We start from the raw sequence: 15,118 nt of genomic DNA, 5'->3' as shown, positions 1-15,118 counted from the left end.
GTGACCCAGCCGGAGATTACGGGCTTTCGCATTGCACTGCGGAATTTTGAAGGCCCATTTGACCTGCTATTGCAGCTCATTCAGTCCAAGAAGATGGACGTGACTGACGTTGCGCTGTCAGAAGTGACGGACGAATTCGTGGCGTATACACGCCAGCTGGGAGAGTCCGCTGATCTGGATGAGACCACTGATTTTTTGCTAGTGGCAGCTACGCTCTTGGATTTGAAGGCGGCACGGCTACTGCCGCGCGGTGACGTCGACGATATTGAAGACTTAGAACTGCTGGAGTCGCGCGACCTCCTTTTTGCCCGTCTGTTGCAGTACAAGGCTTATAAGCAAGCAGCGGACCAATTCGCCGTGTGGCAGCGCGAGGCGCAGCGCAGCTATCCGCGCGCGGTTTCCATCGAGGAGACGTTTGCTGAACTTTTGCCTCCAGTTTCGCTCGGCCATACGCCGGCCAGCTTTGCCGAGTTGGCTGCGGGCGTGTTCCGTCCCAAACCACCGGAGGAGGTGGCAACCGGTCACGTGCACGCCGTAGCAGTATCAGTACCAGAGCAGGCCGGCAAGATCTTGGAAATACTCAAGCTACTCGGCGCGGGTCAATGGACCAGCTTTGGTGCGCTAACCCGCGACTGTACGGTTTCTATGCAGATAGTGGGGCGTTTCTTGGCCCTGTTGGAGTTGTACAAAGCCAAGGCGGTTGATGCTCAACAAGAAGAAGCGCTGGGTCAGCTGGACCTCTCGTGGACGGGCTTGGATGTTGACCCAGCGGTAGTCGCCGCAGCGAACTGGGACTAAGGGCGCTGCTGGATGAATTCCAGTGTCTCGGGGGACAGCTCGCGGTCGGAGTAGACGCGTACGTCTGGTTCCTCGGGGTGGTCCTCGGTGCCTATGCGGCGTCCTTCCCATACTTGTTGGAGCCCTTGCTTTTCGATGACCCGGATGGCCGCCGGGTGATTTGTTGTTACGCGGGCCGTGATCGGTGAGTCAGGGTCCACTTGGCGGATGCATTTAACTGCTTCCGTGGTGATCTCTGTGGCAAAACCGGCACCCCAATGGGCGGGGCGCAGGCGGTATTTGATGTCCCAGAAGTTTGCCTCGTCGACGAAGATGGCACCACCGACGCCGACGAATTCCGAAGGGTTGTGGCGCATATACGCGGCCCAAGGCCCGAAGTGGTGGGCGTCCCACGACTCGGAGGATGCTTGTGCGAGTGCACGCGTGGTGCGGATGTCAGCAAAGCGCCCATTGGGACGGTGGTTCCAGATACGTCCGTCGCTGTAGACCTTGTGGGTCTCTTCGGTATTAGCGGCGGACAGCGGGATGAGGATGAGTCTGTCAGTGCGAGTGATAGTTTCCATGACAATATGTTATACGAGTCACAGTCAGGAATAAAAGTGATTTGAAGAATTTTCAGCGACTTTTTCTTCTCCAGTAAACTCGGGCGCTATGGATCTTCCCCTCATCTCGCAGTTGCGTTCCCGTCTTGAGTCCATATTGCTCGTGCTCGACTCTCCAGCCTCTGTGGAGTCATTGGCGCGTGCGCTGGGGGCGGAAACGGACGTCGTTAGTGATTGCTTGCGTTCTATTCAGCGCGAGTTGGATAGTCGCGGTTCCGGTATTGACCTGCGCGAGACCCAAGAGGGGTGGCGCTTTTATACGCGCACCGAGAATGCCGGTGCGGTAGAAGAATTTCTCTTGGATGGTGCCCAAACCAAGCTCTCCCGCGCTGCTCTGGAGACTTTGGCGGTAGTGGCTTATCGCCAGCCTGTTACTCGCCAGCAGGTGGCGGCGGTTCGCGGTGTCAACGTTGATGGTGTTATGCGTACCCTTAACCTGCGCGGATTGGTCCGGGAGTTGCCGCAGGATGATTTTGAGGGCGCCGCGCACCGGTACGAGACGACAGAATTGTTCCTCGAGTTATTGGGGATCGATTCTTTGGAGCGCCTGCCAGACTTGGCACCGCTGTTGCCTGACGTAGAGGCGATCGACGAAGAGTACTAGCGTGGGGTAGGATTGCCCAGGTAATTTCATATCTTCGAGAGAAAAGGACACGTACGTGACTCCTCCCGCTCGCCGTGACGGCACACCGGATAAGAAGCAGCGAGACAGTGACATCATTGTCTCGAATGCGAAGCCGGCCCGTCACCAGCATGTGTCAAAGAAAAAGCAGAAGGCTACCGCAGAATCCGTAGCCCGCGAATTGGGCGCCGATTGGCTGGTCGATGAAGACAAGCCCAAGGGAGAGCGTCTCCAAAAGGTGCTCGCCAAGGCGGGCGTCGCTTCCCGCCGCCACGCAGAAATCCTCATCGATGCCGGCCGAGTTGAGGTCAACGGCAAGATCATCGTCAAGCAAGGCGTCAAGGTAAACCCCTCCGTTGACGTCATCCGAGTAGACGGCGTGCGCGTCAACGTCAATGAGGAGCACGACTACTTTGTGCTCAATAAGCCGCGCGGAATGCAGTCCACCATGTCTGATGACTTGGGGCGCCCGTGCGTGGGCGACGTGGTGTCAGAAAAGGTCGCAGCCGGCCAGCGACTCTTTCACGTCGGCCGCCTCGACGCCGATACGGAAGGCCTGCTCATCCTCACTAACGACGGCGAGCTGGCCAACCGCTTAATGCACCCTAAGTACGAAGTGACCAAGACCTACCTCGCGACAGTATTGGGCGAGGCCGATAGGAAGCTCGTGCGCCAACTCAAGGAAGGTATCGAGCTGGAAGACGGACTGGCAAAGGCGGACTTTGCACAGGTAGTTGATACCAACCAGGGGTATTCTCTGGTGCGTCTTGAGCTGCACGAAGGCCGTAAACATATCGTGCGCCGCATGTTGAAGGAAGCGGGCTTCCCCGTGCAGCGCCTGGTGCGTACTAAGCTGCATACGGTTCAGCTGGGTGATATGAAGCCTGGCGGTCTGCGTGCCCTTAATTCCAGCGAGCTGACTAGCCTATACAAGGCGGTGGAGATGTAATGATTTCTAATATGCCGAATGAGGGTCTCATCCTCGCCGTGGATGGCCCATCTGGAACTGGAAAGTCGACCACGTGCCGTGCGCTGGCCAAGCAACTGAATGCAAAGTACGTCGACACTGGTGCGATGTACCGAGTGGCAACGCTTGCGGTGCTGCGTGAAGGCGTCGACCCTGCTGACACCGCCGCGGTTATTGCGGCTACGGCCAATCTGCCCTTAGGGGTATCCGATGACCCGGACTCCACCGAGGTTCTCCTCGGCGGTGAGGACGTCTCGCGCGTTATTCGAGAAGACGAAGTCACCCGTAACGTGTCCGCCGTATCTGCCATTCCGGAGGTGCGCGAGAATCTGGTCGCGCTGCAGCGCAAGCTTGCCCGCGAGGCTCACCGCGCGATTGTAGAAGGACGCGATATTGGCACTGTGGTGCTTGCCGACGCCCCCGCAAAGGCATTCATGACTGCCTCTGCCGAGGTCCGCGCGCAGCGCCGCCAAGCCCAGAATGAAAAGGCGGGCATCGCTTCGGATTACGAGACGGTACTTGCGGATGTCCAGCGCCGGGACGCTGCGGATTCTTCCCGCAAGACCTCACCACTGCGCCCAGCGGAAGACGCAACCCTAGTCGATACCTCCAATATGAGCCCAGAGGATGTTCTGCAAGCTCTAATTAACGTGGTAAAGGAGTCTGTCAATGACTAATCGCGATCCCCAGGAAGAGTCGGAGACTCAGTTCCATTACCCAGCCGGTAAGTTCGATGATGAGGTGGTAGAAGCCTCTCCTGGTTGGGCCGCCGATGATTTCAATACCGAGGAATTCGACTATGACTTCGATGACTCGGAATTTTGTGAGGCTGATTATGGTGACGATTCGCACGCGGAAGAGCCTCTGAGCGAAGAGGAGTGGGAAGAACTCTCCCGTGCCTTTGGTGTGGAATCCGATGATCACACCGAGGAAGCATTGTGCACGGTGGCCGTAGTCGGGCGCCCAAATGTAGGTAAGTCCTCCTTGGTTAACCGTTTCCTTGGCCGCCGCGAAGCGGTGGTAGAGGACCACCCAGGCGTTACCCGTGACCGCATCTCCTATGTTGCGGACTGGAATGGCCAGCGCTTTTTGGTGCAGGACACCGGTGGCTGGGATCCCAACGTGAAGGGTATCCATGCGGCGATTGCCCGCCAGGCAGAAGTCGCGATGGAAACCGCCGATGTCATCGTTATGGTGGTGGACACCAAGGTGGGCATCACGGAGACGGATGAGGTCATGGCCCGCCGCCTGCAGAAATCGCCTGTGCCAGTGATTTTGGTATCGAATAAGTTCGATTCCGATAATCAGTACGCGGATATGGCGGAATTTTATGCCTTGGGCTTGGGCGATCCGTGGCCCGTATCCGCCCAACATGGCCGCGGTGGTGCGGACGTGCTCGATGAGATTCTGCGGGTCTTCCCTGATGAACCTCGGCAGACCGCGATTACCTCTGGACCTCGCCGCGTCGCATTGGTGGGCAAACCTAACGTCGGCAAGTCCTCGCTGCTGAATAAGCTCACCAGCGAGGAGCGCTCCGTGGTCGACAACGTTGCGGGAACCACCGTGGATCCGGTGGACTCTCTAGTGCAGCTGGATGAGCAGCTGTGGAAGTTCATTGATACCGCAGGCCTGCGCAAAAAGGTGAAGAACGCGCAGGGGCATGAGTACTATGCGTCCTTGCGTACCCGCGGCGTTATCGATGCTGCCGAGGTCTGCATCATGCTTATCGACGCCTCTGAGGAAATCTCCGAGCAAGACCAGCGCGTGCTCAATATGGTGCTCGAGGCGGGCAAGGCCCTAGTGATTGCCTTTAATAAGTGGGACCTCATGGATGAGGATCGCCGCTATTACCTGGACCGCGAGATTGATCAGCAGCTGAGCCACTTGCCGTGGGTTACGCGTGTGAATATCTCCGCGGAAACGGGCCGCGCGCTGCAGAAGCTGGAGCCGGCCATGATTGAGGCACTGGAAAGCTGGGATCAGCGTGTGTCCACGGGCCAGCTGAATAACTGGCTGCGCGAGGCCATCGCGGCTAACCCGCCGCCGATGAAGAATAACCGCCTGCCACGCGTATTGTTCGCCACGCAGGCCTCGACTCAGCCGCCGACCATCGTCTTGTTTACGACGGGCTTCTTGGATGCGGCGTATCGCCGTTACCTCGAGCGCAAGTTCCGCGAGCGGTTTGGCTTCCACGGAACGCCTATCCGCATCGCAGTGCGCGTCAGGGAGAGGCGCGGAAAGAAGCGCTAGCAGTATGCCCGTTACGCTGGGATTATAGCACTCAGGCGAGCGATTGTTGCACCGGACGCGGTGTGAGAATTCGCTCGCCTTTCCGTTTATGTCCGGTTATGTGGGGCTGGATAGGATATAACCAGTTAATCATTCTCTCGTGATGGAGGGCTCAGCATGCTAGCCAGCGTAATTGCGCCAGATTCAATTCTGGCCATCGTGCTCCAGGTCATCATCATCCTCAGCGCCCTGCTATTGGGCACTCGCTATGGTGGTATAGGACTTGGTCTTATTTCCGGCATCGGTTTGATGCTCATGGTCTTTGTCTTCGGCCTCGCCCCGGGTGAGCCGCCGGTGTCCGTGATGCTGACCATCATTGCGGTCATCGGCTGCGCCGCCACCTTGCAACAGGCGCGCGGTCTAGAAGTGATGATGCAATTTGCCGAGAAGTTTCTCCGCGCCCACCCAGAGCGCATCACCATCCTCGCGCCGCTGACCACTTGGTTCCTGACGGTACTGTGCGGTACGGGTCACGTCGTGTACACGATGTTTCCGATCATCGAGGATATTGCCCTGAAGAAGGGCATCCGCCCAGAGCGCCCCATGGCTGTGGCATCGACGTCGGCTCAGATGGGTATTACGGCCTCGCCAGTGTCCGTGGCCACCGTATCCCTAGCGTCCATCATCGCGGAAAACGCCGGTGCTATCGACCACGCCTTTTCCATTCCGCAGATTCTCATGGTGGCTATGCCCGCCTCGCTTGCCGGCGTTATCCTCGCTGCGCTGTGGTCTTTGCGCCGCGGCAAGGACTTGGACGAGGACCCCGCATTTCAGGAGCGCATGAAGGACCCGGAGTTTGCAGAAAGCATTCACCAGTCCACCGGGTCGCTCATGGATGAGGAATTTTCGCCAGAAGCAAAGCGTGCGGTGGTTATCTTCCTCGTGGCTATCGCCAGCGTGGTGGCACTCGGTGCGTTCGAATTCCTGCGCCCCCTCGTCCCAGGCGATGACGGCGAGTTGAGCCCGCTTTCGATGAACCTGGTTATCCAAATGGTCATGCTTGTTGCCGGCGCAATCATCCTGCTTACCTGCAAGGCTGACCCGAAGAAGATCGCGTCCACGCCAGTCTTTAAGGCTGGTATGACCGCAGTATTCTCGGTCTTCGGTGTGGCATGGATGGCAGATACCTTCTTCGAAGCCCATATCGATGCCCTGGAGTCCAACCTCGGGTCCGTGGTGGAGGCCGCCCCGTGGGCCTACGCGGTGGTACTGGTCATCGTGTCCAAGCTGGTTAACTCCCAGGCCGCCGCCCTGGTTGCCATCGCTCCGATTGGCCTGCAGCTCGGCATCGATCCCGCCATTATCGTTGGTTTCTACGGCGCAGCGTATGGCTACTTCATCTTGCCAACCTACCCTTCGGACCTAGCCTGCATCGGTTTCGACCGCACGGGCACTACCCACATTGGCAAGTTCGTCATCAACCACTCCTTCCTCGTTCCCGGCGCCATCTCGGTGTTCACCTCCTGCGTGGTGGGCTCGCTATTAGCGCAGGTCCTGCTCTAATCCGAATCCCGTACCAGCACGAAGGCATCCGTGCGGTACGGGATGCGTAGTTTTTGCCCCGGCTTAAATCCCATGTGCTCGTAGAGGTACCAATCCAGGTTGTGGGTCATGCGTTCATGGATGGCCTCGCCATTGCGTAGCCAATAGGATCGGGTGTGCATCAGCTGGTGAAGCTGTTCGGGGGTTAATTCGTTCTCCCAGGTTAAGCGCAGCTCGTGGTCTAAAGACCACGGCTCCGTGTAGTTCGGATAAAAGCCTGGTTTATGTACATCCCCGGAGTGCATGATGCGAGAAAGCCGCAGGATCCAGGGGTCCGCGTTGACATCAAGCGTGTTCCACACCAGGAGAATCTTCCCGCCCGGCGCGAGGACGCGGTCAAGCTCTGCACAGGCGGCTGGCACGTCGACCCAGTGCCAGGTTTGGGCGAGGCAGGCGGCGTCTAGGGAGGCGTCGGCAAGCGCGGTGTTTTCGGCCGTAGCACGAAGGACTGGCAGGTGGAGGCGTGCTGCGAGAATTCCAGCCATATCGTCGGAAGGCTCCAGAGCCAAAACCCGAGGATTGGGTAGGGACTCGGTGAGTTTTCCAGTACCGGCACCAATATCGGCAACGGTATGGGCGTCAGCGATAAGGTCAGAAACCTCGTCCGGATAGCCGGGGCGCACATCGTGATAGGTGCTCGCGCCGCGGCGGAAGGCCTGGGCGGAAGCGGTGCGTTGCGCGGCATCGCGGAAGCCGGGGCCTTGTCTAGTGGAGGCCTTGCGGTAGCTAGGGAAGTGGCTGGGATCGGGGCGGCGAGTCGTCATAGCCCATCTAACCTACCCCGAATTAGAATGGCTGCCTATGAGGACACTTCCTGCACCATCAGATCCCAGGTGGCTGCTAAAGATTGTCTTTTCTCGTCCATCCCTCACTGTGCCGGCCGCACTCTGCATGGCTGTATCTTTTCTGCTTAACGGATCGACTCCAGTGATCGTGGGACATGCCATTGATCAAGCTGTGTCGAAAGGATCCGTTGACCGATTAGGCATGTGGCTGGTGGTATTGGGGGCAGCTTTTGGTCTTAATGCCATAGCCGCATGGTTCGGACGCGGCCTTAACGCGCGAGCCATGCTAGTAATTGGGCACGATGTTCGCATGGCCATCACGGATAGGATTCAGGATCCGCGGGGCATCGCAGGCGAGCCTCGCAGCGCCGGCGAGCTGCTTTCCATCGCCTCCACAGACGCACGGCGCGTGCAGAATGCGGTGATGATGACGGTTTTCCCCGTCGCTGAGATCACCGCCATTGTGTATGTGGCGATCATGGCTAGCCGTATTAACCTGCCTTTAGGCATCGCCATTTTGTGCGGCGGGCCGTTAATGGTGTGGGGCTCAGTGCGCGCGGCAAAGCCTCTGCGTACGCGTTCCGGAATCCGCCAAGCGGCGTTGGCCAAAGCCAGCTCCATGGCCACCGATGTGGTCCAGGGCCTGCGGATCCTTAAGGGCCTGGGCGCTGTAGCCACAGTAAGTAGGCGCTATTCCGCGGTGTCGGGTGCTGCCTATGCGCGAACGATAGAAGCCAATGGTGCCCAAGCGCGGCTTAATGCGGCTACGGAGATTTTGGGGTCGGTATATGTCATTGCAGTGGGTATTGGTGCAGGAATGATGGCTATGCGCTCCATGATTAGCGTAGGTGAACTCATTACGGTCATCGGCCTTACGCAGTTCATTATCACGCCGATGACGATGCTGGGCCGAAATATCGCCTCGCGGTGGGCGGCCGCACAGGCAAGCGCTGAGCGCATTATCGCCGTCCTCGCCGCTCCCGGGGTGGAGAAGAGTGAACCGCAGGTACCAGCCCTCGCCCCTGGGATCAACGTGGTGCCCGAGCCTGTTCCAGAGGATCTCGTCTTCTTGCCGCGCGAGCGATTCCTGGTTGTTCCACACGAAACCATGCTTTTTGAGGGGACCGTGGGGGACAATATTCATCCGGATAGCGCGAGTGCACAACGAGCCCTCTTCGTGGCTGCAGGGGAAGATATCCCGGGCGGGTTAGACCGTGAGGTGGGAGAAGGCGGCCGAAACCTTTCTGGTGGACAGCAACAGCGCGTGGCGCTTGCACGAGCCATTGCTGCCGACGCAGAGATCTTAATTTTGGCCGATCCAACTACCGCGGTGGATTCGGTGACCGAGCAAGAAATAGCGCAGCGGGTTGCCCATCACCGCGGGCCTAAGCCCACGCTTGTCTTCACCACCTCGCCGGCATGGGCAGCAGTGGGGGCGCAGCTATGATGCGGTTTCCTACGGCCTCCTGGCCCCAAGTGCGTAAGGAAGTGGGCCGCCAGCTTTCCGACGTCCCCGGTGCCCGCCCCCAAGCCGCAGCGGCCTTGGCCTTGCTTACCGCAGGCGCCGGCCGCAATGTAGCGATCCCCATCCTGTTGGGAAAGATCGTTGACGCTGTCATTACTCAGGGCGCCATGGTATCGATCGGTATCTCGCTGGTGCTGGTGGCCGCGGTTTCGGCACTGTTTTCCGCGGCGGGGTTCTATGTCCTTTCGCGCCTGAGCGAAAGAGTGATCTCCGCTTTGCGGGAAGATATGGTTTCTACCGTTCTTCGCCTGCCTACCCACCGGGTGGAGGAAGCCGGCCCTGGGGATTTGGTCTCTCGCTCTACCGATGATGTAGCAGAACTATCGGCTGCCGTAACCGAGACCGTCCCCGTGCTGACGAAATCTGCCTTCGCCATCGCAACCACTGGGGTGGCACTAGTCAGCCTCAACTGGCAATACCTACTGGTAGTAGGTGCAGTTACGCCGTTATATTTCATTGCTGCGCGCCAGTACCTGCAGCGCGCTCCACAGCGCTATACCGACGAACGCGCTGCCATGGCGGAACGGGCACGCAGGCTCCTAGAGGCAATTCGAGGGCGAGAGACTGTGCGCGCTTTTGGCATGGAAGACCAGATGCATGCCGGTATTGAACGTGCCTCCGCACAGGTGGTGGACAAAGGCTACGCCGCGCGAAGGACAATGATGGTCCTACAGCTATGGATGACGGGTATCGAGTTAATAATGCTGGTCTGCGGTTTGCTCGTTAGCTTTTGGGTGGTGCAGGTTGGGGCGCTCACCGTTGGTGCAGTCACCGCGGCGATGCTCCTTCTTATTCGCTTGCGGGGTCCGCTCATGGGATTGATGCGAGTAATCGATACCATTCAATCCGACTATGCCTCCCTGTCTCGGATAGTTGGGGTGGTTATGGATCCACCACAGGCGGTACCAGACTTCGGCGCCCCGGTCCCAGGTGGAGTTGCCGAATTGAAAGAAGTGAGCTTCAGCTACGATGACGGCGGCTGGGCTGTGCAAGACGTGAACCTTAAGCTTCCCGCTGGGCACACCGTAGCTCTGGTGGGAGCTTCTGGTGCAGGAAAGACCACGGTCGCTGCTCTTTTGGCCGGACTGCGAGTCCCGGCTACCGGAACAGTCTTGGTGGATGGAGTAGAGGTATCGGCCCTTTCTGATTCCGAAAGGGTGGCGCGTTTAGCGATGATTTCCCAAGAGGTTCATGTATTCTCAGGAACCCTGCGCGAAGATTTGTCCTTGGCCGCCCCGCAAGCCTCAGACGCACAAATGGAAGATGCACTACAGCGCGTCGGCGCACAGTGGTATGCGCAGTTAGAGGAGGGCCTAGATACGGTCATTGGCGCTCAGGGAATCCACCTTGACCCAGTAGCAGCGCAGCAGCTTACCCTGGCGCGAATATTGCTTTTAGATCCCCAGATCGTCATCATGGATGAGGCCACCGCAGAGGCCGGATCGGTGGGGGCGGAAGCTCTGGAAGAAGCCGCGACAGCGGTTACGCGTGGGCGAACTGCATTGGTAGTGGCGCACCGACTAGACCAAGCCGCACGAGCCGATAGCATCGCCGTGATGGATAACGGGCGGGTGGTGGAGCAAGGCAGTCACCACGAATTGTTAGATTATGGTGGCCGCTACAAGCAGTTATGGACCGCATGGCAGAAGGGACGACAAAGATGAACGCGAGGTCGCTACGGGTCGTGTTAGGCGCGGTAGCAGTGAGTTTCCTTGCGGTTGCCGGCGCATCATGTTCGGCCGATTCGCCCGACTCCGCGCCCCCAGCAGTCCCAACTGAGACGAAAAACCTAGGGATTCCAACCTCCGCACCGCTGAGCGGACCCGAGCCAGGAAGCTATACCACCGTTAATCTGCCCTCGGGTCGTTCCTTCATCCTCAGCGTGCCCAAGGACTACACGGGGGAGAAAAAGTGGCCCATCGTCCTGGCCTTTCCAGGCTGGGGACAATCTGCCGAAAATCTCCGCGGCTATTCCCGCCTCGATGCCGCTGATGCCATCACCGTTTTCGCGGAAGGCAAAAAGAAGGCATGGAGCCCTGCTCCCTATGCCAAGACGTCAACAGCAGAAGACAAAAAATTTGTTCGCGACATCATTGATGCCGTTCGAGCAACGTACCGGGTAGATGACTCGCGAATTTTTGCCACCGGCATGTCAAACGGCGGCGGGTTTGCCGCCTACCTGGCCTGTCAGATGCCCGATGTTTTTAAGTCTGTGGCTACAGTTTCTGCTGCCTACTACAAAGATATTCTTAAAGACTGTGCTCATTCGCCCGTGGGGCGATTGGATATTCACGGCACCGTGGACCCCGTGGTGGGTTACTACGGTGGAACGCGCCATAAGACCAAGTACTATTCCGTGGAATCCGTGTTGGAACAAGACCGTAAACGCAATGGTTGCTCTACCAAGGTCGATACGACCCGTTTAGTCAACAATGCACTCGATATGAAGTGGAGTGGCTGTACCGCACCGCTTGAACACATCCGTATCGCCGGAGGCTCACACGTATGGCCTGGTGGTACAGCGGACGCGCACAATGAGGTAGGCAAATTCTTCGCTACCGACCGCGTCCTAGACTTCTTCGGCATTCCCGGTCGCCCGTCCGGTACCGCACAGACTTAGTCCTGGCGATAGACCTGAAAGGATGCGCCTGGGACCTTGCGCACCCTTTCAATGCAAATATCTGCCACGGTAGAAAAGCCCGCGCGATGAGCAGCGCTACGCGGGGAGGTTGGCTCTGGAATTTGCACAAGGTGAAAAGACCGAGTGCCCCCATCGTTGTTGTTGAGTTCCACTACCGCCTGGGCAGTGGTGCCGGAGCCCGCAAAAAAGTCAAGGACGCGCGCATCCTTTCCACCCGCAATGGAAATGAGGTGCTTAATCAAGCGCACCGGTTTGGGAAACTCGAAAACGCCCTCTATCCCCATGACGTCTTCAGCATCACGCCTGCCAGTGCGGGTCACCCCAAAGCGCTCGCCGTCCAAGATGGAGCGTGGGCGCGCTCCCACCTTCTGATAGTTCTTGGTATAGACAAAACCTCGCCGGAACACGAGCTCATCGAAGCGCTGTTCAACCTTTTCCCGGCCCCAACGCCAACGGGCGACTTTTTCTTTTCCCACCGGCTGGTCCGGCCAATATTCCTTGCCGTCGGGCCCGGAGATAGGGAAGTCGAGGGAGGGAAGGTACCCAAGGGTTTTAGAGTCCAACCGCACCAAGGAGTACTTCCCTTTGTCATCCTCATGGTTGTATTTGGTGGAAGTGTGGCCAAGGAGATCGACATTGAATCCAGGGTTATCAGGCGTACGGGCGTAACACAGAATATATTCGTGCTCTACCACCGCGTACTTAGAATCATTCTTGCCGGTGCCGGCTTTTTTCCAAATCAATTGGCCGGCAAAGCACTCCTCTCCAAAAACTTCATCGAGTACCTTGCGCGTATTGGCCACTTCGTCCTCTCCAATGGATACGAAAATAAATCCATTTGTTGACAATACTTGCCGGGCCAAGATGAGCCGGGGAAGCATCATAGACAACCATTGCGAGTGCCACTCTGCATAGCTCCCCGAGCGCATCTGCCGGCGCAAACGGTAATTGTCGCGGTAGACAAAGTCTTTGCCGGTGTTATAGGGAGGGTCTATGTAAATGACGTCAAAGAGCTCTCCGCGGCTGGCAAGTTCCTGAAGTACTGGAAGATTATCTGCGGCAATAATCGCGTTGTCAGCGCCGACAGCTGTACTGAGTGCAGAATCACGCGTGAAATGACGTGGCAGAGGGGTGCTAGCAGCTGCTCGAGCTGCCTCCTTGCCCGGCCATACTAAGCCAAAGAATTCCATGCCCGTCTCCGGAGTAGATGGTCGCGCTGGGTTAGTGGAAGCCATGGTGCAGTGCCTTCGTCGGAGAATCGTCAATACCGTCTAACGCTATCATTTGCAAGACTTAGGAAGATTGGCCTTTGGCTAAAATACTTCAACGCTTTTCCTTAAGCATGGCTAGGGCCGGGCTAAAGCAGCAGGCCCTATTGGGTGCTCGTTAGGCTGCGGGGGTGTCCACATGCCCCTGAGGGCAACTTGGATATGGAGTAGTAAAACTTATTTGGTCTAGTGACCTAAAGAACTTTTCGGTGGCATGTTGGCTCAAGTGTCGGTACGTTGGGGTGTGTTGCCGGACACGGCAGCTTTTAGATAAAGCTAGAACTAGAAGAAAGGATAACCACATGGGTATCTTCGATAAGGCAAAGGACGCACTGAACTCCGACAAGGGCGAAGAGCTTAGCGACAAGGGCCTGGACAAGGCAGCTGATGTAGCTAAGGGCAAGCTCGGCGAGGACAAGGCTGACCAGATCGACAAGGCTCGTGACGCAGCTGACGGCAAGATCGGCAACGAGTAAATAGCTTCGCCCGCTTATAGGGCGAATGGCTACCTTCTATTTTGGCCCCGAGCCCGCAAGGGCTGGGGCCAAAGCTATATAAAGACCAGCGACATAAAGTTGGCAAAGGTCTATATAGGCGCTCCCACCTTTTCGTGGGTGACTCAACTTATAAAGTGAACGTATCCCAAGCAATTTTGCATGAAATCGCTAGGATTATATTTGTGAACAATCTTGAAGGCACCGTTTCCCATGCGGGCTCCACTAAGCAGCGCTTGCTGGAACAAAGTGCCCGTATCCTGGCTAAGGGCGGGCGCGACGCTTTAAAGGTTTGTGCTGTGGCGGAGCAGATCGCTGTTCCAGTCGATGAAGCTAAGTCTTTCTTTGAAGATGACCACGACCTTTACATTCAGACCAGCCGGTTCTTGGATGAGCGTCTCCGAGTAGCGGCCTACGATGCACTCGATAAATTGCCGGATGACGCGACCGCGATTCAGAAACTTCGCGAGTCTGCCAAGGTCTACTTCAACTTGGCTGTTGATAACCCCACTTACTTCGCCGCCTATAACAACTGTGAGACGGCAACGAGCTTTCCCAACTTTGAGGACGGCATCGAAGAGGCGAAAAGCTTTGATGCCTTCCCGCCCACCTTCCGCTGGATTCTTGAACACATGCGGGAAGCCGCCATTGCAGCACGCGGCGATTTTGATCACCGCTTGGTAGTGCTCCAAGCCCTTACTTTCCTGTCTGAGTTGCAGGGTATTACTCACTTGGCCACGTTCGGCATTATGCGTCATCTCTCGCCCACGGCGAAGAAGCAGACCTTCAATGCTTGCATTGAGACTTTATTTTCTGGGTTGGAAGATAGCTTGCGTGACGGGGAGATTGCGCCCTTTGAACCGCTAGCACTCGTTGGCGATCCAGCGGAACCGTTTACTACAGCAGCAAAGGACATGCCAAAGTCTACGGCTGAGGAAAAGCGTGCAGCCATCTTCCGTGGTGCGGCCGAAGAGATTGTCTATAACGGTCTGCCTAGCTTGCATCTCGGCTCAGCTGCTGCCCGAGCAGGCGTAGATTTGGCAGACGCGGAGCATCTTTTCGATGGTAATTCTCACCTGCTGCGTTCTTTGGAAGAGTCTTTGGATGAAGCCAATACGCTAGCGATCATGCGCCAGAACCAGGCCGTGCCAGAAGGATCCCACGGGCTGGATTATATTAAGGCAACCGGATTCGGATATTTGGAGTATGCGCTGGAAGACCCCGTCGGCTTCGTCGCCCTTATCGAGGTATCAAGCCGCTCGATTGTCCCCGTCTCTTTCGATGAACCCGGCGATACTGAACAGCCATTTGATATGGGTAAGGCCTTTACCTACATCATGAATCTGGTGCGCGATGCCATTTCCGAGTCGAATGGGCCACGATCTCCATGGATTCTCTTTACCCAGATTGCGGCGCTGTGGGCCTCCATCCACGGCCTCTCGCAGTTGAGTACTGTAGGAGCCCTGCGCTATCACTCGGCTGATTTCTACTTCAACCTAGCTTCCAAGGTGATGGACGTAGTCATTCAGGGCATGGTCAATGTTCTTGAGCTAAAGCAGCCAGAATAGGAAGCCAAGCAAAAGGG

At 57.3% G+C, this 15,118-nt stretch carries 14 protein-coding genes; 11 read left to right on the top strand and 3 right to left on the bottom strand.

The features are described from left to right. Positions 1 to 798: a segregation and condensation protein A gene (locus QP941_RS03315; RefSeq protein ID WP_284867995.1), complete on the top strand. Its 798-nt coding sequence runs from the start codon at positions 1 to 3 to the stop codon at positions 796 to 798. On the opposite strand, the gene QP941_RS03310 is transcribed toward QP941_RS03315, so the two are convergent. Next, the gene (locus QP941_RS03310; protein ID WP_284867994.1) at positions 795 to 1,361 is read right to left on the bottom strand and encodes a GNAT family N-acetyltransferase; all 567 of its coding nucleotides are present in this window, start codon (positions 1,359 to 1,361) and stop codon (positions 795 to 797) included. The genes QP941_RS03315 and QP941_RS03310 overlap by 4 nt on opposite strands. A gap of 88 nt (positions 1,362 to 1,449) precedes the next feature. On the opposite strand from QP941_RS03310, the gene scpB reads away from it, so the two are divergent. The 5 genes from scpB (at position 1,450) to QP941_RS03285 (ending at position 6,781) form a co-directional block, all read left to right on the top strand. Then, positions 1,450 to 2,004 (top strand): SMC-Scp complex subunit ScpB, encoded by a 555-nt coding sequence (gene scpB / locus QP941_RS03305; RefSeq protein ID WP_284766439.1) that lies wholly within the window; start codon positions 1,450 to 1,452, stop codon positions 2,002 to 2,004. 55 nt (positions 2,005 to 2,059) lie between these two features. After that, positions 2,060 to 2,971, top strand: coding sequence for a pseudouridine synthase (locus QP941_RS03300; RefSeq protein WP_284867992.1), 912 nt, complete (start codon positions 2,060 to 2,062; stop codon positions 2,969 to 2,971). Beyond that, complete coding sequence (gene cmk, locus QP941_RS03295; RefSeq protein WP_284867991.1) at positions 2,971 to 3,666, top strand: (d)CMP kinase; 696 nt, start codon at positions 2,971 to 2,973, stop codon at positions 3,664 to 3,666. The genes QP941_RS03300 and cmk overlap by 1 nt, the downstream gene beginning before the upstream one ends. Continuing rightward, positions 3,659 to 5,239 (top strand): ribosome biogenesis GTPase Der, encoded by a 1,581-nt coding sequence (gene der, locus QP941_RS03290; protein ID WP_284867990.1) that lies wholly within the window; start codon positions 3,659 to 3,661, stop codon positions 5,237 to 5,239. The genes cmk and der overlap by 8 nt, the downstream gene beginning before the upstream one ends. Before the next feature lie 156 nt (positions 5,240 to 5,395). Further along, the gene (locus QP941_RS03285) at positions 5,396 to 6,781 is read left to right on the top strand and encodes an anaerobic C4-dicarboxylate transporter (protein WP_284867989.1); all 1,386 of its coding nucleotides are present in this window, start codon (positions 5,396 to 5,398) and stop codon (positions 6,779 to 6,781) included. Here QP941_RS03285 and QP941_RS03280 read toward each other — a convergent pair. Next, complete coding sequence (locus QP941_RS03280) at positions 6,778 to 7,584, bottom strand: class I SAM-dependent methyltransferase (protein ID WP_284867988.1); 807 nt, start codon at positions 7,582 to 7,584, stop codon at positions 6,778 to 6,780. The two genes, QP941_RS03285 and QP941_RS03280, sit on opposite strands and share 4 nt — an antisense overlap. A 37-nt stretch (positions 7,585 to 7,621) precedes the next feature. Here QP941_RS03280 and QP941_RS03275 point away from each other — a divergent pair, with 37 nt between their 5' ends. From QP941_RS03275 to QP941_RS03265, 3 genes are read left to right on the top strand one after another with little or no spacing between them, the layout of a single operon-like run. After that, positions 7,622 to 9,052: an ABC transporter transmembrane domain-containing protein gene (locus tag QP941_RS03275; RefSeq protein ID WP_284867987.1), complete on the top strand. Its 1,431-nt coding sequence runs from the start codon at positions 7,622 to 7,624 to the stop codon at positions 9,050 to 9,052. Continuing rightward, on the top strand, positions 9,052 to 10,794 hold the full coding sequence (locus tag QP941_RS03270; protein WP_284868006.1) for an ABC transporter ATP-binding protein: 1,743 nt from the start codon (positions 9,052 to 9,054) through the stop codon (positions 10,792 to 10,794). The genes QP941_RS03275 and QP941_RS03270 overlap by 1 nt, the downstream gene beginning before the upstream one ends. Before the next feature lie 38 nt (positions 10,795 to 10,832). Beyond that, a complete protein-coding gene (locus QP941_RS03265) occupies positions 10,833 to 11,750 on the top strand; it encodes a CE1 family esterase (protein WP_284867986.1) in 918 nt (305 codons plus the stop codon). Here the strand turns inward: QP941_RS03265 and QP941_RS03260 are convergent. Next, positions 11,747 to 13,006, bottom strand: a complete 1,260-nt coding sequence (locus tag QP941_RS03260) for a site-specific DNA-methyltransferase (RefSeq protein ID WP_284867985.1) — start codon at positions 13,004 to 13,006, stop codon at positions 11,747 to 11,749. The genes QP941_RS03265 and QP941_RS03260 overlap by 4 nt on opposite strands. Before the next feature lie 335 nt (positions 13,007 to 13,341). Here QP941_RS03260 and QP941_RS03255 point away from each other — a divergent pair, with 335 nt between their 5' ends. Together QP941_RS03255 and QP941_RS03250 are read left to right on the top strand one after the other, a co-directional pair. Continuing rightward, positions 13,342 to 13,515, top strand: a complete 174-nt coding sequence (locus tag QP941_RS03255) for an antitoxin (protein WP_284766446.1) — start codon at positions 13,342 to 13,344, stop codon at positions 13,513 to 13,515. Positions 13,516 to 13,718: 203 nt separating this feature from the next. Then, a complete protein-coding gene (locus QP941_RS03250; protein WP_284867984.1) occupies positions 13,719 to 15,101 on the top strand; it encodes a TetR/AcrR family transcriptional regulator in 1,383 nt (460 codons plus the stop codon). Positions 15,102 to 15,118: the final 17 nt, after the last annotated feature.

Source organism: Corynebacterium sp. MSK150, assembly GCF_030229215.1.
GTDB lineage: Bacteria > Actinomycetota > Actinomycetes > Mycobacteriales > Mycobacteriaceae > Corynebacterium.
Note: the sequence above shows the minus strand (reverse complement) of the source record. Positions and strands in the feature narration are given on the sequence as shown.

Coding starts and splice junctions, on each gene's coding strand:
- QP941_RS03310 (WP_284867994.1), bottom strand. CDS start 1,361: ATGGAAACTATCACTCGCACTGACAGACTCATCCTCATCCCGCTGTCC.
- scpB (WP_284766439.1), top strand. CDS start 1,450: ATGGATCTTCCCCTCATCTCGCAGTTGCGTTCCCGTCTTGAGTCCATA.
- cmk (WP_284867991.1), top strand. CDS start 2,971: ATGATTTCTAATATGCCGAATGAGGGTCTCATCCTCGCCGTGGATGGC.
- der (WP_284867990.1), top strand. CDS start 3,659: ATGACTAATCGCGATCCCCAGGAAGAGTCGGAGACTCAGTTCCATTAC.
- QP941_RS03285 (WP_284867989.1), top strand. CDS start 5,396: ATGCTAGCCAGCGTAATTGCGCCAGATTCAATTCTGGCCATCGTGCTC.
- QP941_RS03280 (WP_284867988.1), bottom strand. CDS start 7,584: ATGACGACTCGCCGCCCCGATCCCAGCCACTTCCCTAGCTACCGCAAG.
- QP941_RS03275 (WP_284867987.1), top strand. CDS start 7,622: ATGAGGACACTTCCTGCACCATCAGATCCCAGGTGGCTGCTAAAGATT.
- QP941_RS03270 (WP_284868006.1), top strand. CDS start 9,052: ATGCGGTTTCCTACGGCCTCCTGGCCCCAAGTGCGTAAGGAAGTGGGC.
- QP941_RS03260 (WP_284867985.1), bottom strand. CDS start 13,006: ATGGCTTCCACTAACCCAGCGCGACCATCTACTCCGGAGACGGGCATG.
- QP941_RS03255 (WP_284766446.1), top strand. CDS start 13,342: ATGGGTATCTTCGATAAGGCAAAGGACGCACTGAACTCCGACAAGGGC.